This window comes from Providencia sp. PROV040 (assembly GCF_032706145.1).
Classification (GTDB): Bacteria; Pseudomonadota; Gammaproteobacteria; order Enterobacterales; family Enterobacteriaceae; genus Providencia; species Providencia hangzhouensis.
In genome coordinates this window covers 2,421,769-2,443,859 of sequence record NZ_CP120530.1, presented here as the reverse complement: position 1 = coordinate 2,443,859, position 22,091 = coordinate 2,421,769, and the positions used below count along the sequence as shown (strand labels likewise).

General features: G+C 39.4%; 20 protein-coding genes. 14 read left to right on the top strand and 6 right to left on the bottom strand.

Annotated elements, in window-relative coordinates:
* The first annotated feature begins 278 nt into the window (after positions 1-278).
* The 4 genes from P3L40_RS11190 (at position 279) to P3L40_RS11175 (ending at position 3,460) form a co-directional block, all read left to right on the top strand.
* Entirely contained in the window at positions 279-1,901 is a 1,623-nt protein-coding gene (locus P3L40_RS11190) for a DUF4139 domain-containing protein (protein ID WP_210852516.1), read from the top strand.
* A gap of 76 nt (positions 1,902-1,977) precedes the next feature.
* Positions 1,978-2,727 (top strand): bifunctional NADP-dependent 3-hydroxy acid dehydrogenase/3-hydroxypropionate dehydrogenase YdfG, encoded by a 750-nt coding sequence (gene ydfG / locus P3L40_RS11185; RefSeq protein ID WP_136135109.1) that lies wholly within the window; start codon positions 1,978-1,980, stop codon positions 2,725-2,727.
* 82 nt (positions 2,728-2,809) lie between these two features.
* Positions 2,810-3,181 (top strand): DUF1283 family protein, encoded by a 372-nt coding sequence (locus P3L40_RS11180; RefSeq protein WP_036957730.1) that lies wholly within the window; start codon positions 2,810-2,812, stop codon positions 3,179-3,181.
* 45 nt (positions 3,182-3,226) lie between these two features.
* Positions 3,227-3,460 carry a DUF1161 domain-containing protein gene (locus tag P3L40_RS11175; protein ID WP_036957728.1) on the top strand — a complete coding sequence of 78 codons (234 nt, stop codon included), beginning with the start codon at positions 3,227-3,229 and terminating at the stop codon, positions 3,458-3,460.
* 66 nt (positions 3,461-3,526) lie between these two features.
* Here the strand turns inward: P3L40_RS11175 and bioD are convergent, their stop codons facing one another.
* From bioD to P3L40_RS11160, 3 genes are all read right to left on the bottom strand, one after another.
* A complete protein-coding gene (gene bioD / locus P3L40_RS11170; protein ID WP_136135108.1) occupies positions 3,527-4,201 on the bottom strand; it encodes a dethiobiotin synthase in 675 nt (224 codons plus the stop codon).
* 142 nt (positions 4,202-4,343) lie between these two features.
* Positions 4,344-5,555 carry an ROK family protein gene (locus P3L40_RS11165; protein ID WP_136135107.1) on the bottom strand — a complete coding sequence of 404 codons (1,212 nt, stop codon included), beginning with the start codon at positions 5,553-5,555 and terminating at the stop codon, positions 4,344-4,346.
* Between the two features lie 91 nt (positions 5,556-5,646).
* A complete protein-coding gene (locus tag P3L40_RS11160; protein WP_036957727.1) occupies positions 5,647-6,558 on the bottom strand; it encodes a LysR family transcriptional regulator in 912 nt (303 codons plus the stop codon).
* Between the two features lie 125 nt (positions 6,559-6,683).
* Here P3L40_RS11160 and P3L40_RS11155 point away from each other — a divergent pair, with 125 nt between their 5' ends.
* The 3 genes from P3L40_RS11155 to tus all read left to right on the top strand — a co-directional run bounded on the left by P3L40_RS11155 (position 6,684) and on the right by tus (position 9,674).
* A complete protein-coding gene (locus tag P3L40_RS11155; RefSeq protein ID WP_004254299.1) occupies positions 6,684-7,955 on the top strand; it encodes an MFS transporter in 1,272 nt (423 codons plus the stop codon).
* An 84-nt stretch (positions 7,956-8,039) separates the two neighbouring features.
* A complete protein-coding gene (locus tag P3L40_RS11150; RefSeq protein WP_228677007.1) occupies positions 8,040-8,618 on the top strand; it encodes a lytic polysaccharide monooxygenase in 579 nt (192 codons plus the stop codon).
* A gap of 141 nt (positions 8,619-8,759) precedes the next feature.
* Positions 8,760-9,674 (top strand): DNA replication terminus site-binding protein, encoded by a 915-nt coding sequence (tus, locus tag P3L40_RS11145; RefSeq protein ID WP_136135105.1) that lies wholly within the window; start codon positions 8,760-8,762, stop codon positions 9,672-9,674.
* A gap of 59 nt (positions 9,675-9,733) precedes the next feature.
* Here the strand turns inward: tus and fumC are convergent, their stop codons facing one another.
* Positions 9,734-11,131, bottom strand: coding sequence for a class II fumarate hydratase (fumC, locus tag P3L40_RS11140; protein WP_036957725.1), 1,398 nt, complete (start codon positions 11,129-11,131; stop codon positions 9,734-9,736).
* A gap of 179 nt (positions 11,132-11,310) precedes the next feature.
* Here fumC and manA point away from each other — a divergent pair, with 179 nt between their 5' ends.
* The 3 genes from manA to add all read left to right on the top strand — a co-directional run bounded on the left by manA (position 11,311) and on the right by add (position 15,453).
* Positions 11,311-12,486, top strand: coding sequence for a mannose-6-phosphate isomerase (gene manA, locus P3L40_RS11135; RefSeq protein ID WP_036957724.1), 1,176 nt, complete (start codon positions 11,311-11,313; stop codon positions 12,484-12,486).
* Between the two features lie 106 nt (positions 12,487-12,592).
* Positions 12,593-14,239: a YdgA family protein gene (locus P3L40_RS11130; RefSeq protein WP_228677005.1), complete on the top strand. Its 1,647-nt coding sequence runs from the start codon at positions 12,593-12,595 to the stop codon at positions 14,237-14,239.
* Between the two features lie 212 nt (positions 14,240-14,451).
* Positions 14,452-15,453 (top strand): adenosine deaminase, encoded by a 1,002-nt coding sequence (gene add / locus P3L40_RS11125; RefSeq protein WP_004254279.1) that lies wholly within the window; start codon positions 14,452-14,454, stop codon positions 15,451-15,453.
* Between the two features lie 255 nt (positions 15,454-15,708).
* Here add and P3L40_RS11120 read toward each other — a convergent pair whose 3' ends face one another.
* Positions 15,709-16,686 carry a bile acid:sodium symporter family protein gene (locus P3L40_RS11120; protein WP_112307120.1) on the bottom strand — a complete coding sequence of 326 codons (978 nt, stop codon included), beginning with the start codon at positions 16,684-16,686 and terminating at the stop codon, positions 15,709-15,711.
* Positions 16,687-16,746: 60 nt separating this feature from the next.
* Entirely contained in the window at positions 16,747-17,790 is a 1,044-nt protein-coding gene (locus tag P3L40_RS11115) for an oxidoreductase (RefSeq protein ID WP_210852520.1), read from the bottom strand.
* A 128-nt stretch (positions 17,791-17,918) separates the two neighbouring features.
* Between P3L40_RS11115 and P3L40_RS11110 the strand changes: the two genes are divergently transcribed.
* The 4 genes from P3L40_RS11110 (at position 17,919) to rsxC (ending at position 22,091) form a co-directional block, all read left to right on the top strand.
* A complete protein-coding gene (locus P3L40_RS11110) occupies positions 17,919-18,359 on the top strand; it encodes a DUF2569 domain-containing protein (RefSeq protein ID WP_136135102.1) in 441 nt (146 codons plus the stop codon).
* Positions 18,360-18,443: 84 nt separating this feature from the next.
* On the top strand, positions 18,444-19,025 hold the full coding sequence (gene rsxA, locus P3L40_RS11105) for an electron transport complex subunit RsxA (protein WP_004254254.1): 582 nt from the start codon (positions 18,444-18,446) through the stop codon (positions 19,023-19,025).
* A complete protein-coding gene (rsxB, locus tag P3L40_RS11100) occupies positions 19,025-19,639 on the top strand; it encodes an electron transport complex subunit RsxB (protein ID WP_210852522.1) in 615 nt (204 codons plus the stop codon). The genes rsxA and rsxB overlap by 1 nt, the downstream gene beginning before the upstream one ends.
* Entirely contained in the window at positions 19,632-22,091 is a 2,460-nt protein-coding gene (gene rsxC / locus P3L40_RS11095) for an electron transport complex subunit RsxC (RefSeq protein ID WP_210852524.1), read from the top strand. The genes rsxB and rsxC overlap by 8 nt, the downstream gene beginning before the upstream one ends.

Below are 22,091 nucleotides of genomic sequence, written 5' to 3'. Positions count from 1 at the left end.
TGTTATTTACCTGTTCTAGCATTATTAATTAACTCATTAAAAGCCAAGTATAAATTATCTAAAACCAGCTTGTTATCCCCTGAAGAAATTAAATTTAATATCTTTTCAAAGAATGGTTCGGCAAAATAATATAACATATTAATGTTTTTTTCTTTTAACTTATATTTTTTAAAGCGACTTTAAGCTTTATCTGTTATCAACAAATATTAAAATGCAATACCATGCCACTTAACTCAATTTTCAATTTTATACCAATAATTGGTTCTTGGAGCTCAACTATGAAGATACCTGCTCGATTAGCAAGTAGCCTGCTGGTTGCTACATTATTTAATTCTCATTATATTTTTGCAGAAACCTTATTAAATCAACCTGTTGAACTTAACCACGCAACTGTATTCTTACGTGGCGCCGAATTAGATAACACCGTGACACTGTCACTTAATAAGGGTGAGAGTTCCGTTGTTCTCACTAATATTGCGAATAATATTGACCCGCGTACATTATCGATTAATCTTAAACATGATGATGTGGTTATTCGCTCCGTTAATCTTCAAAAAATAGCAACTGAAGCTAATTATCCAATTGCTATTGTTGAACTTTTGGAACAGAAAAAACTATTAAGTCAGCAAATAGAAACATTGAATATTGCAATTAAAGTAGGTGAAGAACAATTAAGCTTATTGAAAGATCACCGCTTTTTTGGGGAAAATACAGAGCAAGCACTAGAAGAATCCGCCCAAAAATTAAATTTTATGCGTCAGCAGATGTCTAATATTTTACAAGATCAACAAGAACACCAGTTGGAATTAGTTGAACTGCAAGAAAAAGCCGCGTTATTGCAGGCAAAAATTGATGAAAATATGCCCTCTTCAATTGGCGAACAAAGCCAAATTGTCTTATCTATCGATGCGAAAAAGCCAGTTACCACAGAGTTGCAAGTTTCTTATTTAACACCTGATGCTGCTTGGTCTCCGAGTTATGATCTCCGTAGCTTAAATTCGCAATCCCCTATTGTTTTAACGTACAAAGCGGATATAGTGCAAAATACAGGCATTGATTGGGATAAAATTAACTTAACACTTTCAACGATTAACCCCTCTAAAAATATCATGCCTTCTGTCTTACAACCTTGGCGTTTGTCCGTTTATGATAATAATGCTCAAATAGCGAGTCAGGCTCGAATGAGAATGCCAGCAGCTCCAGTAGCAATGTATGAAGAAAGTCATGTTAGTGAGAAAAAGAAGACAATCAATTCAGGAATAGCAGACTTTGTTACAACGTCTAATAACGGTATCAATTTAAATTACCAAATCGCCCTGCCTTACTCGCTAAAAAGTACGATCAAGCCGAATTCGCTCACCATCAAACAACAACATATTGATGTTAAATATAAATATACCGCCACGCCAAAATTAACTGAAGAAGTGTTCTTACAAGCGAATATTGAAGATTGGCAATCACTTAACCTATTGAATGGTAATGCTAATATATATTATGGAAATACTTATATAGGCAATTTCATGGTCAATGCTAATCAATTGGTTGACTCATTGGTAGTACCTTTTGGGGTCGATAAGAATATTCAGGTTTCCCGTGAACCAAATGAAAAAATAAAGAAAAAACCGAGTTTTATGGGGTCAACAATCCAACAAACAGAAAGTTACTTGGTTAAAGTAAAGAATATGCATACGAAACCCGTTGAAGTAACAGTTTATGACCAAATTCCAGTGAGTGAGGATAGCGATATAAAAGTGTCTGCAATAGAGGATAAAAATGCGGTCACCAACAAAAGCACCGGTGAAATAACATGGGATATCACCTTAGAACCTAATGAAGAAAAGCAAATCTCATTCAGCTATACCTTGAGCTACCCAAAAGACAAACAAATATTGGGGTTGTAACAATTTTTGTGGTTCCCAATAGATAGCGTTAAAATGAAATCACGTTAGCACGACAATAACAACTATGAGGTTTTCAATGATTATTTTAGTAACGGGTGCTTCTTCTGGTTTTGGTGAATCAATTGCCCGTCGATTTATCAAACATAATTACACTGTTATTGGTACAGGACGTAGAACAGAGCGTTTAGAAGCCCTCCATAAAGAGTTAGGTGATAAATTTTATCCGTTAACTTTAGATATCCAAGATAGAAAAGCCATCCATAATGCGATTGCAAATTTACCTGCACACCTCAAAAAAATCGATGTTTTAGTGAATAATGCAGGTTTAGCATTAGGTTTAGAACCTGCATTTGACGCCAATCCTGATGATTGGGACGTTATGATTAATACGAATACCAAAGGTTTAGTCAATATGACCTACGAAGTATTGCAAGGCATGGTTGCCAACAATCACGGTCATATTATTAATATTGGCTCTACGGCGGCGAGCTGGCCTTACAAAGGTGGCAATGTTTACGGTGCAACCAAGGCTTTTGTTAAACAGTTTTCACTTGGTTTACGTGCTGATTTACAGGGGAAAAAAATCCGAGTGACTGATATTGAGCCAGGCCTAGTCGGTGGAACAGAATTTTCAAATATTCGCTTTAAAGGAGATGATGATAAAGCGGCTAGTACTTATCAAGGCGCTGACGCTCTAACCCCTGAAGATATCGCGGAAACGGTATACTGGGTTGCCACATTACCTGCACATATGAATGTAAATACATTAGAATTGATGCCTGTTTGCCAAACTTTTGCAGGTTTAACAGTACATAAACAGATTTAATTTTTAGTACTATTCTATACAGACGCACTGACACTTTTTTAGCTATACTCAGGTTATCGGTCCTGTTTAGTAAGGAATTTACATGAGTTCACACAAAATGTTGAAAACTGGCTTAACTGCGATTTGTTTATGTCTCCCTTTACTTTGGGCTACATCGTCTTCTGCGGCACAATCCACGACATCATGCACTGCAGGCAGTACTTGCGTTTCTGTGGGCAAAGGCGATGACTCTCTTAATAAAGAGCAAGCGCGTCAAGAAAAGGAACAATGGGATGATACCCGTATGTTGCGCAAAAAGGTTAATACTCGTACCGAAAAAGAGTTTGATAAAGTAGATCAGGCTTTTGATGCAAAAGATAAATGCGAAAAAAGCCTCAATCTAAATGCTTACTGGGAACCAAGCACTAAACGTTGCCTTGATGTAAGTAATGGCCGTCCAATTAATAATCCATAACCTTATAATAGGTTGTCTTATGGAGCTGTTGATCAAGGAGAGAAGATGAAAAAGAAATTGTTATTACCCTTATTTGCACTGGTGCTAGTGCCAGTTTTTGCCCAAGCTTCATGTGAAAGTGTGATTGAGGAAATCAAACAAAAGATTATCAATAATGGCGTTCCTGCTGATAACTTTAGTTTGGTTGCAGTGCCTAATGATGAAGTTGACTCGTCTAAAGGCCAAGTTGTCGGGCACTGCCAAAATGATTCTTATAAAATCATTTATACTCGTCACTAGGTTACAATTTAGATAGAAACAAGGGCGCTATTTGATGATGGCGCCCTTTTTCTTTATTGCTTATTATTAGTTAGGAATAGCGATAAGTTCTTGCAGTTTATCTGTATTGAGGTAATGCCCTAACTCTTTTTCTTCAGGGCGCAATAAATATGGAATTTCTCCAATTAATGGAGCCTTAATATGATGTTGCAACCGGTCAATTATTTGGGCGTAGTGTGCCAACCCTGGGTTGATGCGGTTTGCCATCCAACCTATTAATGGTAACCCATCGGCTCGAATTGCATCAGCGGTTAATAATGCATGATTAACACAGCCATGTTGAATACCGACGACTAAGATAACACCGACCCGCTGATCTTTTAACCAGTCTGCATAAAAAGTATTATCATCAAGTAGATAACGCCATCCCCCATTACCTTCGATAACAACCATATCGCATTGATGGTGTAAATGGTCTAACCCATGCTTTATTTTATTAAAATCAATGCTATTTTCATGACTGTAATTATCTGTGATACGCACAGGATTAACTTCATCATAGGAAACAAGGTCTTGAGAAACACTGTGGATTAGCAACGCATCTTTATTTCTGATTCCTTCAGGGGTATCAATGCATTGATCCGCAATAGGTTTATAGCCCACGGCTTTAATTCCTTGGCTATTTAGTGCTTGCAGGATGGCAAGCGTCGATACTGTCTTCCCGACATCTGTATCTGTCCCGGTAACAAATAGATTGATCATGGTCTTTTTCTATCCTGAAGTGACAGACTTATACAGCAATAAGCTGCAAAAATGATATGGATTCAGTTTATTGGAATGGGTAAGTGAGAAGTTTGCGTTAGCTCAATTTTGTGTACGATAGTATAAATATTATCGAATTGTTTTAGCCTTGTAATAGTTGTAGTAGTAGAGAACCATCATATAACGCTCTCTGTATTAATGACGTTTCACTATCCTTAACGGTAAATATGGATTTTTCTATTACTAAATTAGATGAATATAGAGGGATCGTATGTTTGTTTATATGATTATGTAAACATTCTAAAAATAACTCAGAATCTTGATTCAATGGGGAGTTTACCAAAATTAGCTCGCTCCCCAATAAATTCACCATCAATCCTAATGGTTTTGCCAACCGTTGAGCAACCTGATTAATAAGATAAACACAAAGGCTATCGTTTGATATTGCTCCAGAGCAAATGTTATCAATTGAGATATTTTTCTGATGTAAATGCGAATCAGGGTAGTTTATTAGCAAACTTTCAGCTTGGTGTAATATTGCAGGAATAGAAGTTTGGGTTTCTAAGCAACCATCACTACCACAATAGCATAAGTTATGGTTATAGGGTTCACATTGGGTATGGCCGAACAAAATAGGCCGATGGGTATTTGTATCTAATGTTGTTCCATGGCTTAGCACCATGACATTAACAACATCTTGTAGCTGTAAGTAAATAATATTTTTTTCTTTTCTTTTCTCTTGATGAGAGAAATGATCCATTAACGCTAAAGCATCCACAGGAGGGTGTAAATAAACTGGTAAACCGGTTTGCTTGGTAAGAGATTCCGCTATGGCCAGTTGGTGGATTTTAAAAGATGGATGCTGATAAATAACACCTGTATGAGGATCTAATATACCATCAATAAGAATGCTAATTGCAGTGACTCTTTCTAATATTTTTTGATGGCTAGCAAAAAATTGACTGATTAATTCAGTAAGCGAATCCATGAATTCACTATTGCCTAACGGTGTGAATGGATATTCTGTTTGAGCCAAGGTAACTGCGTTAATTTCTTTCAAGGAAATAATCAGTTTCTGGCCTTCAATACGGATCGCTAGAAATTGCCACCCTTCACTTTCAATTACCAGCCCTACAGCTGGACGCCCACGTAAACCAAGCACTGGAAACTCTAACTCTTTGATTAAGTGAGCATCCATAAGTTCACGTGTAATTTTAGTGATACTGGCGGGCGCAAGCTGAGCCTGTTTTGACAAGGCAATACGCGAAATTGGACCATGTTGATCAATGATACGATATACAATACCCGTATTTAACTGTTTGATTTGGTCAATGTGACCAGTTTGATTCACCATGGTAATAATTCAATTCCTTTATAAAGCAATGAGTTATTATGCCTTAATCTGTGTATGAATGATTTCGTTTACATTGAAAATGTGAACTAGCTCACTCTTGGTTGCCAACAATGTTGGCCATCAAAAGATTTGTTAATTTTTTGGCTACGGCAGGTAATGTTCTACGAGTATTGTAGACTAACCAAACTTCAGATGAAGCATTAATATTAGTGAGTTTTAAGTATTTTACACCATCAATTTTCATTCGTGTGAATGATTCTGTAATCACAGAAATTCCCATTCCCGCGGAAACTAATCCTAAAATGGTCATGGCTTCCCCCGCTTCTTGAGAAATGGTAGGTACCACTCCCGCAGATGTTAACAATTGATTTATTTCATCATATAGTGCGGTACCAACATCACGTTCAAAGAAAATGAATGGATAATCAGCAAGTTGTTGAATATCAACACCAACATCAATAAATTCTAATAATGGATGGCCTTCATAGACGGCAACCATAAATGGTTCTTTAAATAATAGTTGGTAATCCAATTGTTCTGGTAACACCGTATTTCTCATAATACCAATATCAATTCGCCCCGTAATTAATGGCGCTATCTGTTGTTTGGTATTCATCTGATGCATATGAATAGAAACTTCAGGGTAAGCTTCCCGATACTGCCGTAAACTCATGGTAACTTTGTGCATAAATGGCGTAGTTGACGTAAATCCAATAGATAACTCCCCAAGTTCGCCTTTTTCCATGCGAGCTGCTTTTGTCGCAGCCGCATCGACTTGAGCTAAAATTTGATATGCCTCTTTTAAGAACATTGCCCCCGCAGGCGTTAACGCAACGTTTCGATTATTCCTTTCTAACAATTTTGCATTAACTTTCTCTTCAAGCATTTGTATTTGCTGGCTTAAAGGGGGCTGTGAAATATGCAGACGTTCAGCTGCCTTGCCAAAATGAAGCTCTTCAGCGACAGCAATAAAGTATCGAAGATGTCTAAGTTCTATACTCATCTTTTGGTTAATACCCATTAATATGTTTAAAGTATTATTATTAATAATTAATATATTAGACAAAAAACTAGAAAGTTTCTATTCTTTGATCGAAATCAAACGTGTTGGTATGACAAGGAATAAACATGGAACACTCACAAAATAGCCTCACATCTGAGCGGCCTAATGAAGGAATAAGAACACCCTTGCAGGGAAATACCACACCCAAAAAACATTATATACAAAGAGATGATGCGCTGTACTTACGTGTAACCTTATCTTTTTTTACGGTGGGCTTTGCCACATTCGCTTTGCTATATTTTGTTCAGCCAATATTACCTATGCTGTCAGAGGATTTTAATATTTCCCCTGCAACTGCAAGCTTATCATTATCACTGAGTACTGGCTTGATGGCATTAGGTTTACTGATTACCGGGCCAATTTCAGATGCAATAGGCCGCAAAAATGTGATGGTTATTGCATTGGCTTGTGCTGCACTATTTACTCTGCTCAGTTCAGTCATGCAGAGTTGGCAAGGGATCTTAATTGCGAGGGCATTAGTCGGTTTATCGCTAAGTGGCGTTGCTGCTGTCGCTATGACTTATTTGAGTGAAGAGATCCATCCAAGTTATGTTGCGTTATCTATGGGGTTATATATTAGTGGTAATTCATTGGGTGGAATGAGCGGCCGTTTGGTGACGGGAGTGATTGCTGATTTTTATTCATGGCGTGTTGCCGTTGTGATTTTAGGTTCGTTAGCTTTGATCGCGGCTATTGGTTTTTGGCGCTTATTGCCTCCTTCTCAGCATTTCCGTGCGAGTTCTTTAAAACCTAAGAATCTATGGGTTAATTTGCATCTACACTTTAGAGACAAAGGCTTACCTTTTCTATTTATTGAAGGCTTTGTTTTGATGGGTGGTTTTGTCACAATGTACAACTACATTGGATATCGTTTACTTGAAGCGCCTTACTCTTTTTCTCAGTCTACTGTTGGCTTGTTATCCGTTATTTATTTAACAGGGACTTACAGTGCGACTAAAACGGGAAGTTTAATTCACAAGTATGGACTTGGACGAGTGCTCATAGCGTCTATTACTATGATGTTAGTTGGTATTTTAATCACACTATATTCAAATGTTTGGTTAGTGCTGCTAGGAATGACAATACTAACAACGGGCTTTTTTGCAGCGCACTCTGTAGCGAGTAGCTGGGTGGGACGCAGAGCTAAACGAGCACGTGGACAAGCGTCTTCTCTGTATTTATTTAGTTATTACGCTGGGTCAAGTATTGCAGGTACGGTTGGTGGCTTATTTTGGCAACACTTTGGCTGGAATGGCGTTGCGCTATTTATTGCTGGAATATTATTTATCGGCATAGTCATTGCTTACCGTTTGAAATCAATTTGTTATAACCAGTAGATTAGGAACTAATAAAGGTTAAACTACCATACCTTCTCGTGATTAGTAGATGATAAAAAAGTCTATTAATTACGAGGAAACCCAATGAAACCATTCTCTATAAAACCATTTTTAATTGCCCCATTACTTCTATGCTGTAGTTCTTTTGTTTGGTCCCATGGCTATGTCGAATCCCCTGAAAGTCGTTCATATTACTGCAAGCAAGGGGTAAATACCCACTGCGGAGCTGTGCAATATGAACCGCAATCTATTGAAGGCCAAAAAGGTTTTCCTCAATATGGCCCAGTTGATGGAAAAATTGCTAGCGCCGGTATTGCTGCTTTTTCTCCCTTAGACATACAAACTGCGAATCGATGGCAACGGGTTATCTTAAATTCACCTGATGTTAGGTTTAAATGGCGCATCACGGCAAAACATAAAACGACAAAATGGGAATATTTCATAACTAAGCCAGACTGGCAGCCAAACGCCTTGCTATCTCGTAATCAATTTACACTAACGCCATTTTGTAAATTTGAACGCGTAGAGTTTCCAGAAGAGACTGTTGAGCACAAGTGTGTATTGCCAAAAAATCAAAAAGGTTACCATGTCATTTTAGCCATTTGGACGATAGATGATACGCAAAATGCGTTTTATCAAGTTATTGATGCAGAAATAAATTAACGTCAAAGGAAAGCTTATATAAGAAAGGGGCAAGTGTTAAAATACCTCACTTGCCCTTTTTGACTCTGATTTTCTTATAGATAAACACGAGAGTTTATCTTATTTATTGTTTATCACCTATTTGAATGTTGTAACTAAATTATGAAAAAACAAGATTTAATTAATACGTTCAATGAATTGGAATCACAAATAAACCAATTTAGCCTGTTGTTATTGGAACAATCAAAACAAGTTCCATTTACAGCTCATGTCTTCCAGTTACCTTCTGTAATTAAAGGTGAAGAGAATAATGAGATAGAACAAATCTCAGTACAAACATTAGTTGGTCATGATGCGATACGTGAAACAGTAAAGTTAGTTAACTTATTGTTTTTACAAAACAAACCTGACGAGGTCAGCAACAAAGCCGCTATCCGTTTACCGGGGGTTATATGTATACAAACTAATTTGCAAACTTATCGTAACTTTAATTCATTAATTTTAAAGATCAATGAGTTAAAAATGCATATAAAAGCCATTGTCACACAAGTTGACGAACCTCATCGATTCGAATTTATCCGTGATAGTTTACATGGCCTACTAACATTGAATACCTACCGAACCCTCTCTTCATTGATTGATGTCGATACGATTAATTTTGGCTGGGCGAATAAAAAAGTTATCAATAAAGTCACAAAAGAAGCAATGCTAGACCGCTTACAAGCAAGCTTAGAAAGTGGCCGCTGCCCTCTTCATTTACCAAAAGAGCACTGGCGCTTACAATTGGAAAATGAAATTCGCTTAATTGACTCCCTACCTTACAATGCGGTTTTAAAAACTCAACGGCCAGTCAAAGTTCAGCCAATCGCTCGTGTGTGGGATAAAGAACAACAGAAACAAACCCAGTTTGCTTGTGCAACGCCTTTATTTGTTTTTGCGCTTGAAAAAGCGGTGGCAGAAATTAAAGTCGGTGAACTTCCCGATTACCATGCCAATAACATTGCAATCCGTAATCGGCCCAGAGCAAAAGCAGTTGAACTATTAATACCACGTTTAAATTTGTATATAGAACGCTAAAAAAACACCCATCTGTCAAACAGTATGGGTGTTATATAAAGCCAGTTTAATAAGCTAGCTTAAGATTTCATGCTGCCAACCATATCTTCTGGACGAACCCAATCATTGAACTGTTCTTCTGTTAAATAGTTTAATTTCAATGCGGATTCTTTCAGCGTCAGTCCTTCTTTATGCGCTTTTTTAGCAATTTCTGCGGCTTTATCGTACCCAATGTGAGTATTTAAAGCTGTCACTAACATTAGCGATTCATGAAGTAATTTTTCAATACGCTCACGATTTGGTTCAATTCCAATCGCACAATGCTCATTAAAGCTACGCATACCATCAGCTAATAAGCGAACAGACTGTAAGAAATTATCAATTAGCATTGGGCGGAATACATTCAGCTCAAAATTACCGGATGCCCCACCAATGTTAACAGCAACATCATTCCCCATAACTTGTGCACATAACATAGTCAGTGCTTCACACTGTGTAGGGTTTACTTTACCTGGCATGATTGAACTGCCTGGCTCATTTTCTGGGATAGATATTTCACCAATACCGCAGCGAGGACCAGATGCTAACCACCTAACATCATTGGCAATTTTCATTAAAGAGGCAGCTAAGCCCTTTAAAGCACCATGTGCATGTACAAGGCTATCGCAAGTTGCTAATGCTTCAAATTTATTAGGTGCCGTAACAAATGGTTGGCCAGTTAATTCTGCGATTTTTTTCGCAACACGTACCGCATATTCAGGATGCGTATTTAAACCAGTCCCTACTGCTGTACCACCTAGCGCTAATTCACACACATGAGGAACAGAATTTTCAATGTGTTTTTCATTATGCGCTAACATTGCAGCCCAACCTGAAATTTCTTGGCCTAGCGTCAACGGGGTTGCATCTTGCAAGTGAGTACGACCGATTTTTACAATATCTTTAAATTCTTTCGCTTTTGCATCTAATGTTTGATGCAAAATTTTCAGTTCAGGGAGAAGATGTTCGCGGATTGCGACGACCGCAGCAACGTGCATTGCCGTTGGGAAAACATCATTTGAACTTTGACTTTTATTCACATCATCATTAGGGTGAATAAGACGATCATTACCACGTTGACCACCGAGAATTTCGCTACCACGGTTAGCTAAAACCTCGTTCATGTTCATGTTACTTTGCGTACCAGAACCGGTTTGCCAAATAGCTAGAGGAAATTCCGTTGGATGTTTACCAGCTAAAACTTCGTCAGCAGCAGCAATGATTGCATCGCCGCGCTCTTTAGCTAATAATCCAAGATCCATATTAACACTAGCAGCGGCTTTTTTAGTGATAGCGAGTGCGTGAATTAACGCAACAGGCATTTTTTCTACAGATATACGGAAATGTTCTAAAGAACGCTGCGTTTGCGCGCCCCACAATTGGTCAGCAGGTACTTCAATTGGTCCCATTGAGTCTTTTTCAATGCGAGTGGCTGCCATTACTATCTCCTTAGGTACATACACAGAATAATTGATTTTAGAATCATCTGCTTGCAGGTAAGCAAATAACCGAGCAGTATAATGCCACAAATTGAATTTCATTTATGAGACTTGGTCGAGCTTATTGTATTGTAGTGAAAAGGAAATCAGTTGATTTTTATGAAAAAGAGAATTTTGCTATGCTTAAAATGATAAACAAAGTCCAAAACTATGACTGGGGCAGTAAAACGGCCCTGACTAAGTTATATGGGATTTCAAACCCTGATAGCTTACCTATGGCTGAACTTTGGATGGGTGCTCATCCAAAAGCAAGCTCCGAAGTTCTCGATGCGGAAAAAAATCAAAGTATTCCACTTAACGCCTTAATTGAAAGTGATCCTGAAGCCTACTTAGGTCAGCATGTCGCACAAACTTATCATCGTTTACCTTATTTATTTAAAGTGTTATGTGCTGCTCAACCGTTGTCTGTTCAAGTACATCCAAACAAAACTTATGCTGAAGTTGGTTTTGCTAAAGAAAATTCGGCTGGCATCCCACTAGATTCCCCAATACGCAATTATAAAGATGACAACCATAAGCCTGAATTAATCTTTGCGTTAACACCTTTTAAGGCAATGAACGCGTTTCGCCCACTGAATGAAATCGCGCAATTACTGGATTTTGTTTCAGCTGCACATCCTGATATCCAATTATTTGTTCAAGACCCAACAAAAGAAAAGTTATCTCGTTTATTTGCACAAATTCTTAATTTAACAGGTGAACAAAAAGATTTAGCACTTGGCGTATTGAAAGCCGCTTTAAACAGCCGACAAGGCGAGCCATGGAACTCAATAAAGCAAATGGTTAGCCTATATCCTGAAGATAATGGGCTATTTACCCCTCTTCTTCTTAACATCGTTGAATTAGAACCTGGTGAAGCGATGTTTTTATATGCCAGAACGCCACATGCATATCTAGAAGGTGTTGGGTTAGAGGTGATGGCAAACTCAGATAATGTACTGCGTGCTGGGTTAACAAATAAGCACATAGATATCCCAGAGCTGATTGCTAACATTGACTTTAAGCCTACGTTTGCAAAGGATTTATTAAGTATTCCCGAAAAATCTGGAAATATCTGGAAATATAATATTCCAGTAGAAGATTTTGCATTTAATATATATTCTATAACCCACTCGGAAGTTGCGCTATCTAACAATAGTGCCTCAATTTTGTTCTGTATTGAAGGCCAGTTAGTTTTACATTCTAGTAATGATGAAATATGCATTAATTCAGGTGAATCTGTTTTCTTGCCTGCTTATGAGAAAAGCATAACCATTAATGGCAGTGGCAAACTAGCCCGGGTATTTAACAAATAGTGTCATATTCTGTATTTAACCGTCTTCATTGTATAAAGACGATTATATAAAACTTTTATAAATTTATAAGTACGGCAATAACGTGCTGAAAGGATGGATGTTTATAATGAAAAAGTCATTAGTCGCGGTTGGTGTTATTGTTGCTCTGGGGGCAGTGTGGACTGGAGCTTCATGGTATACAGGTTCTAAAGTAAAAGATGAACTTGATAGAGTAATTCTCAAAACCAACGATTTTTTTGCTGTAAATGTGCCTGAGTCAGGTTTGAATTTTAAAGTAGAAAATTATGAAAAAGGTGTTTTTTCATCTAAAGCAGATATCGTAATCACCTCTGCGGATTCAGTATCACCAGAAGACTCAATTGTATTCAAAACGAATATTGACCACGGTCCATTCCCATTATCACAAGTCGCTAAGTTTAATTTATTACCAAAATTAGCAGCGACGCAAATTGAATTAGCTAACAACGCGACGACAAAAGAATTATTCGAAGCGACTCAAGGTAAACCATTTATTCATGGTTCTGCTGTCATTGGCTATAGCAAAAGTATTGATACCAATTTAGAGCTGATCCCTGTCGAGTATAAGAAAGATGACGTTTCATTATCTTTCAGTGGTTCTAAGTTTGATGTATCAACAACTTCTGATCTTGCTGCCGTTGATGCAACTTTAGTCACTGATAATTTAGTTATTGGTAAAAAAGATAACTCTGAATCTATGACATTAAAAGGCTTAAAATTAGTCTCTAATGTAACAAAATCACAATATGGCTTCTACACTGGAACCCAGTCATTTGTTATTGCTGATACAGATTTCAACATTCCTGAAACTAAATTTTCTTTTAAAGATTTCAAAATTTCAAGCGACACCTCTATTACTGGCGAAGATGTGAAAGGGAATATTTCTTATAGCATCTCTGACTTAAAGGCATTAGAGCAAAACTTAGGTTCTGGCGAACTGACTGTTGCTATTGAAAAATTAGATGCTAAAGCATTAGGTAAATTCGTTGAACAATATAATGAAGCATTAGCTCAAGGCTTAGCTAATGGTGACCCAACTGAAGCAACAGAGCGTTTAGCGATGGAAATGATGTCTACAACATTGCCAGAGCTAATGAAAAGCAAGCCTGTATTCACTGTTAGCCCCTTCTACTGGAAAAATGAAGCTGGCCAAAGTTCAGTTGACCTAAACATCACATTTAATAAATGGAACCAAGATGAAATTACTGCGTTAGCAATGTCTAACAAAGTTGATGAAGCTATCAAGCAACTCATTACTTCTTTTGATTTCAATTTAAAACTGAACAAGCCAATGATGATCGAATCAATGACTCAAGCAATGATTTTAGATCAAGGTGTTCCAGTTAATGCTGATACTAAGAAAGAAATGAAAGGTATGGTTACTTCTGAATTTGAAGGTGTTCAGCAAATGCTGACTTCAGATATGTTCTCTTCTCCATTTGAAGAAATGTTTATGACAGATGAAGAACGTGCTGAAAAAGCTAAACAGAAAAAATCACCTTGGATGATTGATAGCGAAAATGATTTAACTATGACTATCAAATTTGCAGGTAATGACCTGACATTCAATAATGACAAATATACCTTAGCTGAGTTCCTCACTAAGATGAAAGTGATGTCTAACCCAGAAGATGCATTAGAATATGAAGCTGTACCTGCTCCAGATGCAGAACCAGCACCAGAAATGGAAGTTGAGCCTGAATTAGCACCACAAGATGCAGCGCCAGCTAACTAATTAATCTAATCGATACAATTTAGTCACAAAAGCCAGTTAATATGAAGTGAACCCATATAGCTGGCTTTTTTATTTGACACCCCACTCAAGTGTGATATACATCACAATTAAAATGTAATTATTGATCACGTTTCACATTTTTCGTGATTTGGAATTGCATTTGGAAAAATAAAAGCCAAAATGAGGATAGAAAATAGATAAAGGATCATTCCGTGATTAAAACACATTTACCTTTAACCGATTTACACCGCCACCTTGATGGCAATATCCGCCCAGAAACGATTCTTTCCTTAGCAGAACAGCATCACATTCAATTACCAGCGACAGAACTTGAAGCTTTGCGCCCTCACGTCCAAATTATAGGACAAGAAGCTGATTTAGTCGGTTTCTTAGCAAAACTCGATTGGGGAGTCGCTGTTTTAGCAGATTTAGAAGCATGCCGCCGTGTGGCATTTGAAAATGTCGAAGATGCTTTTAATGCTGGTATCGATTACGCAGAGCTACGCTTCTCTCCATACTACATGGCCATGAAACACCAGCTACCTGTAGAAGGTGTCGTTGAAGCTATTATTGATGGCGTGCGTGCTGGATGCCAACAATTCGACATTAAAATTAATTTAATTGGAATTTTGAGCCGTACTTTTGGCCAACAAGCCTGTACAACTGAATTACAAGGACTATTAGCGCATCGTCATCACTTATGTGCTTTAGATTTAGCTGGAGATGAACTAGGTTTCCCTGGAGAGTTATTTGAGTCACACTTTATCAAAGCTAGAGATACAGGGTTAAATATCACTGTTCATGCAGGTGAAGCGGCTGGAGCGAACAGTATTTGGCATGCTATCAATGTATTAGGTGCACAACGAATTGGCCATGGTGTAAAGGCAATAGAAGACCCTGCTTTAATTGAATATTTAGTAAAACATCAAATTGGTATGGAAAGCTGTTTAACATCAAATATTCAAACAAGCACTGTGCCATCCCTTGCTCAACACCCATTAAAAACCTTTTTGCAACAAGGTGTATTGGCTTCAATTAATACAGATGACCCAGCAGTTCAAGGTATTGAGTTACGCTATGAGTATGAAGTTGCAGCCCCGCAAGCAGGTTTAACTTCAGCAGAAATAGAACAAGCGCAACGTAATGGCCTAAGTATGGCATTTTTATCTGAAAGTGAGAAAAAAGCGCTCTTACATAAAGCCGCTACCCGTTAATTTAAATGTTATCAGGGTATTTATTATAACCCTGATAACTCTCTCAAACATTTCACATCTCTTTACACACCAATAGACCGTCATCATTAACCAATCACTTCCCCCTCTAGTTAGCTTTTTTATACTTAACGTATAAACACTGTTGTTAATGTATCAATTATAAAGCCCTATTGTATGTTGTAACTAAATAAGTACCCTTATAAATAAACAGCAAAAAACATGAGGGGTTGTTACTAATCCCCTCAATATTTGTGCTTATTTGGTCGATAATCGTTTAGCATAACGCTGTGCAAGTACAGCACTGACCATAAGTTGTATTTGATGGAAAATCATCAGTGGCAATAAGATGACCCCTACTGTCGCAGCAGGAAACAAGACGTTCGCCATTGGGACTCCGTTAGCTAGGCTCTTTTTCGAGCCACAAAACACGATAGTAATCTCATCTTCTTTGCTAAAACCTAGCAACCGTGCAGCCAATGTATTGAATACAATGATAATAAATAAAATAACGCAAGTGACAACCACAATCATAAAGAGTGATAATGCGTCTATTTTCTGCCAAATCCCCTCGACAACCGCTTCACTAAATGCCACATAAACAACCAATAATATTGAAGACCGGTCAGTCATATTAACTAATTTTCTATTCCGGTTTATCCAATTGGCAATCAATGGTCGAGACAAATGCCCCACAACAAATGGCAGCATCAATTGCATTAAAATAGACCCTATTGCATTGAGCGTATCCATGGCTTGGCTGCCATCAGCATCCATCAATAAACCAACTAAGATTGGTGAAAGAAAAACCCCAAGAATGCTTGACGCTGATGCACTACAAATAGCCGCGGCAATATTTCCCCCGGCCACCGAAGTGAAAGCAATTGCTGACTGTACGGTCGCAGGTAAAGCACACAGATATAAAAAGCCCATATATACGGTAGGTGACATCCATTTAGGTACAATCACCGCAAGCCCTAAGCCTACGATAGGAAATACAATAAATGTACTCGCAAAAACCAAGAGGTGGAGACGCCAATGCCCTATCCCTGCCATTATTGATTCACGAGATAACTTAGCCCCATGCATAAAGAACAATAATGCAATTGCAGCAGTAGTTAAATATTGAAACCCCGTTTTTATATCGCCTTCACAAGGAAAAAGGCTGGCTAGAATGACAACGCCAATCATGATAAGTAAAAATGGGTCGATTCTCAGTTTAGCTAGCAAATTCATTCGATTATCCATAATAAAAGCCAGTTATATTAACTGGCCTTATAGTGTGCGTTAATGACGTTAAAATATTGCTTCGATTGTGCGTTTTTCTTTTGCCGAACGTATACCTGCTTCAATAAGCTTCATAATATCTATTGCTTCACTCGGTGTGACAGGGTTTGGTTTACCATGGCGAATCGCATCATATATCCCTTGATAATAACCACCATAATTACCGCGTTGGTTTGGCCACGATTGTGTTATAAGCTCATCACCTTGTGACAACGTCACGCTCCCCATATTGGTATCAACTCCCCAATCAGCCCCTTCTGGTCGTTGGCCAGCTTTTAAACAGTCTTCTTGGGGATCTAAACCATATTTAACATAACTACCATTCATTCCATGAATAACATATATCGGTGTTGGTGCAGCAGCTAATGTTGTTGCATGTAATACAACCTTCTTATCTGCATATTGCAAAACGGCATGAAAGTAATCCACTGCCTGTGCATTAGGGCGGATCATAGCAAGATCAACGCTGATCCCTAAAGGCCTACCAAAATACTGCAGGACTTGATCCAACAAGTGCGGCCCTAAGTCGTACCAAATACCTGCTCCAGGAATATCAGCTTCACGCCAACGTTGCCTAACTAGCGGACGATAACGGTCAAAATGTGATTCATAATATTTAATATCGCCTAGCTTACCTTCTTCTAATATTTTTTTAACTGTTAAAAAACCTGAATCCCATCGGCGGTTATGATAAACCGACAATAATTTTCCTGCTTGCTCCGCTTGTTGTTTTAATTGTTCTGCTTGTGAGACATCTAATGTAAATGGTTTATCGACAACGACGTGCTTCCCTGCTGCTAATGCCGATTGAGCAAGAGGAAAGTGAGTATCATTAGGCGTAGGAATAACGACTAGTTCGATATCTTTATCAGCAAAAACAGCTTCCGGAGAGGCGGCAACATGAATATTTGGCCAATCTGCCTTAACCTTACTCGGGTCACTGCTAGAAATCGTTGTTAAATCATACCCTTTTAAAATACCAAGGAAGGGAGCATGAAATGTTTTACTGGCATAGCCATATCCGATGATCGCGACTTTAATTGGTTTAGACATTTAGACCTCATACAACGATAAACTCAGGTAGAGATAAAAAGTACCATCAGAAGGAATGAAATGGCAAATAAATCTATGATAGGATTGTAGATTGTCCAGCGAATTTGCCAAAATGGGTTTGATTAATTATGACTTCAGTTTATGACGCTAACCGCATCACTGGCTGGCTATTAGTTCCAGCGATCTATTTGTTATTAACCTTTTTAGCTGTTTGCAGTATGACTGTTATGTATTGCATTAAACTTTATGAGATTGTCACGACTGTTGATCATTGGACAAGTTTTATTCCTGCCGCTTGGTATCTGTCATTTGCCATCGCTGTTGGGATGACTATTTTCAGTATTCATGTACTGCAACTGATGTTTTCCCGCTCAAAGCATTTCCCCCGCCGTTTTATTATTTGGCTACTCATTTTGTTATTATTAGGTATAAAAACCTTCGCATTTTCACCTATTGACGATGAAACCGCTTTGCAGGTCTTAGCATGGCCTTTAATTGGCGCGGGTTTCTTTGTCCCTTATCTAAAACGCTCTCAACGTGTGAAAATGACTTTCACACAAGATCGATAAGCATCACATAAATTGCTTGATATCATAATGATAGTTTAACTGGCTTCGGCCAGTTTTTGTTCTTTTTTCATTTCAGGCAATAGCATGACTGATTATCTATTACTCTTTGTTGGAACAGTGCTGGTTAACAACTTCGTTCTCGTTAAATTCCTTGGCTTATGCCCTTTTATGGGCGTCTCAAAAAAACTCGAACCGGCCATTGGAATGGGCTTAGCAACGACGTTTGTTATGACATTAGCGTCAATCAGTTCTTGGTTGATTGACACACTTGTCCTTATTCCTCTCGACCTTGTCTATCTGCGGACGCTAAGCTTTATTTTAGCGATTGCTGTTGTTGTACAGTTTACTGAAATGGTGGTCAGGAAAACGAGCCCAACGCTTTACCGTTTACTCGGTATTTTTCTACCTTTAATTACCACCAACTGTGCGGTTCTTGGTGTTGCCTTATTAAATATTAATATGTCTCATACTTTTATGCAGTCTGCCGTGTACGGTTTTGGCGCTGCTGTGGGTTTCTCATTAGTAATGGTTTTATTTGCCGCTATTCGCGAACGTTTAGCTGTTGCCAATGTTCCTGCTCCATTTAAAGGATCATCAATTGGGCTAATTACAGCTGGCTTAATGTCTCTCGCGTTTATGGGCTTTAGTGGTTTGGTGAAATTCTAATGATGTCTGTATGGATTGCTATCGGTATATTAGCCGTTTTTGGCCTGATATTTGGGCTGATGTTAGGTTACGCCTCATTACGCTTTAAAGTTGAAGCAGACCCTATTGTCGAACAAGTTGAAGCAATATTGCCTCAAAGCCAGTGCGGTCAATGCAGTTATCCTGGCTGCCGCCCTTACGCCGAAGCGGTTGCAAATAATGGGGAAATGATCAACAAATGCGCCCCTGGTGGCGAGCAAGTCATGCTAAAAATCGCTGAGTTGCTTAATGTCGACCCTCTGCCGATTGATGGCGATGAAGCCGCGCAAAACCCCGTTCGTAAAGTGGCTATTATCGACGAAGAAAACTGCATTGGTTGTACTAAATGCATTCAAGCTTGCCCTGTTGATGCCATTGTTGGTGCAACCCGCGCCATGCATACTGTGATTGAAGACTTGTGCACAGGCTGCGACTTATGCGTCGCCCCTTGTCCTACAGATTGTATTGAGCTTGTTCCTGTGAAAACGACTACAGCCAATTGGAAATGGGATTTAAACACTATCCCAGTAAAAAATATTAGTGTTGAACCCCATGAACAGCTTGTCACTAAAGCAAGAGGTGAAACTCATGCTTAAGCTCTTTAATTGGTTGAAAAAAGATAATATTTGGGATTTTAAAGGTGGGATCCATCCGCCTGAAATGAAGCTACAATCTAGCCAAACACCGATGCGTATTGCATCAGTGCCCAATGAGCTGATTATCCCATTACAACAACATTTGGGCCCTGAGGGAGAGCTAATTGTTCAGGTTGGTGACTCAGTATTAAAAGGCCAGCCATTGACTAAAGGGCTTGGGCGTACTGTACCTGTTCATGCATCAACTTCAGGGGTGATCACTGCAATTGAACCTATGGTAACGGCACACCCTTCAGGCTTAAAAGAATTGTGTGTGCGTATTGCAGCCGATGGCCATGATGCATGGTGTACTTTGTCCCCAGAGCCTAATTACATTCAACTAACCCGTGCTGAATTACTGCAAAAAATTGAACAAGCTGGGATAGCCGGCCTCGGTGGTGCAGGTTTCCCAACCGCATCAAAATTGGCCGGTGGTCAAGATGCGATTAAAACATTAATCATTAATGCAGCTGAATGTGAGCCTTATATCACAGCTGATGATAGGTTAATGCAAGAACATGCTCAGGAAGTTATTGAAGGCTGTCGTGTTTTACAGCATTTATTAACCCCAGACCAAGTATTAATTGGTATTGAAGACAATAAACCCGAGGCTATCCAAGCCCTAAAAGATGCTGTCACCTCGCAAGACAAACAAATATTCATCCGAGTTATACCAACAAAATACCCATCAGGTGGTGCTAAACAGCTGACAAAAATTTTGACAGGAAAAGAAGTGCCATCTGGTGCGCGTTCTTCACAAATTGGTGTGTTGATGCAAAACGTCGGTACTGTGGTCGCCATTAAACGCGCGGTTGTTGATGGCCAGCCATTGATTGAGCGTGTGGTAACCGTTACTGGTGAAGCCATCAGTAAACCGGGTAATTTTTGGGCGCGTTTAGGCACCCCCGTTAAACATCTATTACAGCAATCAGGTTTTAACCCTGGACCAGAACAAATGGTGATTATGGGGGGGCCTTTAATGGGCTTTACCCTACCCGACCTGAATGTCCCTGTCGTAAAAATTTGTAACTGTTTACTGGTTCCCACAATGGAAGAAATGGGACCTAAAGCACTAGAAGAAGCGTGTATTCGTTGTGGGTTGTGTGTCGATGCCTGCCCAGCCGGGTTACTTCCTCAGCAACTTTACTGGTTCAGTAAAGGAGATGAACACGAAAAAGCGCAAAAACATAATTTATTTGACTGCATAGAGTGTGGTGCATGTGCTTATGTGTGCCCAAGTAATATTCCGCTAGTGCAATATTATCGTCAAGAAAAAGCAGAAATTCGTGAAATAGCTCAAGAAGAGCGCCGTGCTGCTGAAGCAAAGTTGCGTTTTGAAGCAAAACAGTTGCGTATGGAACGTGATAAGCAAGCGAGGGAAGAACGTCATAAAAAAGCTGCTGTACAGGTAGATAGCGCTGATAAAGATGCCGTTAATGCAGCTTTAGCCCGGGTTAAAGCCAAACAAAGTGCGACAACCGAACCAATTAAGATTGTTTCCGGTGAATTACCAGACAATAGTGCTGTGATTGCTGCTCGCGAAGCCCGTAAAGCACGAGCACGTGCTAAACAGGCGGAAAAACTGGCCAATACACCAGTAGAACCTACTGATATAGAGGCCACGGATGATCCTCGCAAAACCGCTGTGGCAGCTGCCATTGCACGAGCGAAGGCCAAAAAAGCCGCACAAGAACAACCTGCAACTGAGCCAGTTGCTGAAACGGTCACTGACGCTGAGGTTGACCCACGTAAAGTGGCTGTCGCGGCCGCCATTGCACGAGCGAAAGCCAAAAAAGCGGCTCAAGCGCAACCTGCAACTGAGCCAGTCGCTAACACAGTCACTGATGCTGAGGTTGACCCGCGCAAAGCGGCTGTCGCAGCTGCCATTGCACGAGCGAAGGCCAAAAAAGCCGCACAAGCGCAATCTGCAACTGAGCCAGTTGCTGAAACGGTCACTGACGCTGAGGTTGACCCACGTAAAGCGGCTGTCGCGGCCGCCATTGCACGAGCGAAAGCCAAAAAAGCGGCTCAAGAGCAACCTGCAACTGAGCCAGTCGCTGACACCGTCACTGATGCAGAGGTTGACCCACGCAAAGCAGCTGTCGCTGCCGCCATTGCACGAGCGAAGGCCAAAAAAGCGGCTCAAGAGCAACCTGCAACAGAGCCAGTCGCTGACACCGTCACTGATTCAGAGGTTGACCCACGCAAAGCGGCTGTTACGGCCGCCATTGCTCGTGCGAAAGCCAAAAAAGCAGCTCAAGCAGAACAACTCGCACAAGAAGAGCTTACACCCGCCGCGGAACAACCCATTGAAGAGGAAACCGACCCTCGAAAAGTTGCCGTTGCCGCTGCGATCGCGCGAGTAAAAGCAAAGCAAGCACAAAAACAACATGAACAAACGACTACAGAGTAA

Coding starts and splice junctions, on each gene's coding strand:
- P3L40_RS11190 (WP_210852516.1), top strand. CDS start 279: ATGAAGATACCTGCTCGATTAGCAAGTAGCCTGCTGGTTGCTACATTA.
- ydfG (WP_136135109.1), top strand. CDS start 1,978: ATGATTATTTTAGTAACGGGTGCTTCTTCTGGTTTTGGTGAATCAATT.
- P3L40_RS11180 (WP_036957730.1), top strand. CDS start 2,810: ATGAGTTCACACAAAATGTTGAAAACTGGCTTAACTGCGATTTGTTTA.
- P3L40_RS11175 (WP_036957728.1), top strand. CDS start 3,227: ATGAAAAAGAAATTGTTATTACCCTTATTTGCACTGGTGCTAGTGCCA.
- bioD (WP_136135108.1), bottom strand. CDS start 4,201: ATGATCAATCTATTTGTTACCGGGACAGATACAGATGTCGGGAAGACA.
- P3L40_RS11165 (WP_136135107.1), bottom strand. CDS start 5,555: ATGGTGAATCAAACTGGTCACATTGACCAAATCAAACAGTTAAATACG.
- P3L40_RS11160 (WP_036957727.1), bottom strand. CDS start 6,558: ATGAGTATAGAACTTAGACATCTTCGATACTTTATTGCTGTCGCTGAA.
- P3L40_RS11155 (WP_004254299.1), top strand. CDS start 6,684: ATGGAACACTCACAAAATAGCCTCACATCTGAGCGGCCTAATGAAGGA.
- P3L40_RS11150 (WP_228677007.1), top strand. CDS start 8,040: ATGAAACCATTCTCTATAAAACCATTTTTAATTGCCCCATTACTTCTA.
- tus (WP_136135105.1), top strand. CDS start 8,760: ATGAAAAAACAAGATTTAATTAATACGTTCAATGAATTGGAATCACAA.
- fumC (WP_036957725.1), bottom strand. CDS start 11,131: ATGGCAGCCACTCGCATTGAAAAAGACTCAATGGGACCAATTGAAGTA.
- manA (WP_036957724.1), top strand. CDS start 11,311: ATGCTTAAAATGATAAACAAAGTCCAAAACTATGACTGGGGCAGTAAA.
- P3L40_RS11130 (WP_228677005.1), top strand. CDS start 12,593: ATGAAAAAGTCATTAGTCGCGGTTGGTGTTATTGTTGCTCTGGGGGCA.
- P3L40_RS11120 (WP_112307120.1), bottom strand. CDS start 16,686: ATGAATTTGCTAGCTAAACTGAGAATCGACCCATTTTTACTTATCATG.
- P3L40_RS11115 (WP_210852520.1), bottom strand. CDS start 17,790: ATGTCTAAACCAATTAAAGTCGCGATCATCGGATATGGCTATGCCAGT.
- P3L40_RS11110 (WP_136135102.1), top strand. CDS start 17,919: ATGACTTCAGTTTATGACGCTAACCGCATCACTGGCTGGCTATTAGTT.
- rsxA (WP_004254254.1), top strand. CDS start 18,444: ATGACTGATTATCTATTACTCTTTGTTGGAACAGTGCTGGTTAACAAC.
- rsxB (WP_210852522.1), top strand. CDS start 19,025: ATGATGTCTGTATGGATTGCTATCGGTATATTAGCCGTTTTTGGCCTG.
- rsxC (WP_210852524.1), top strand. CDS start 19,632: ATGCTTAAGCTCTTTAATTGGTTGAAAAAAGATAATATTTGGGATTTT.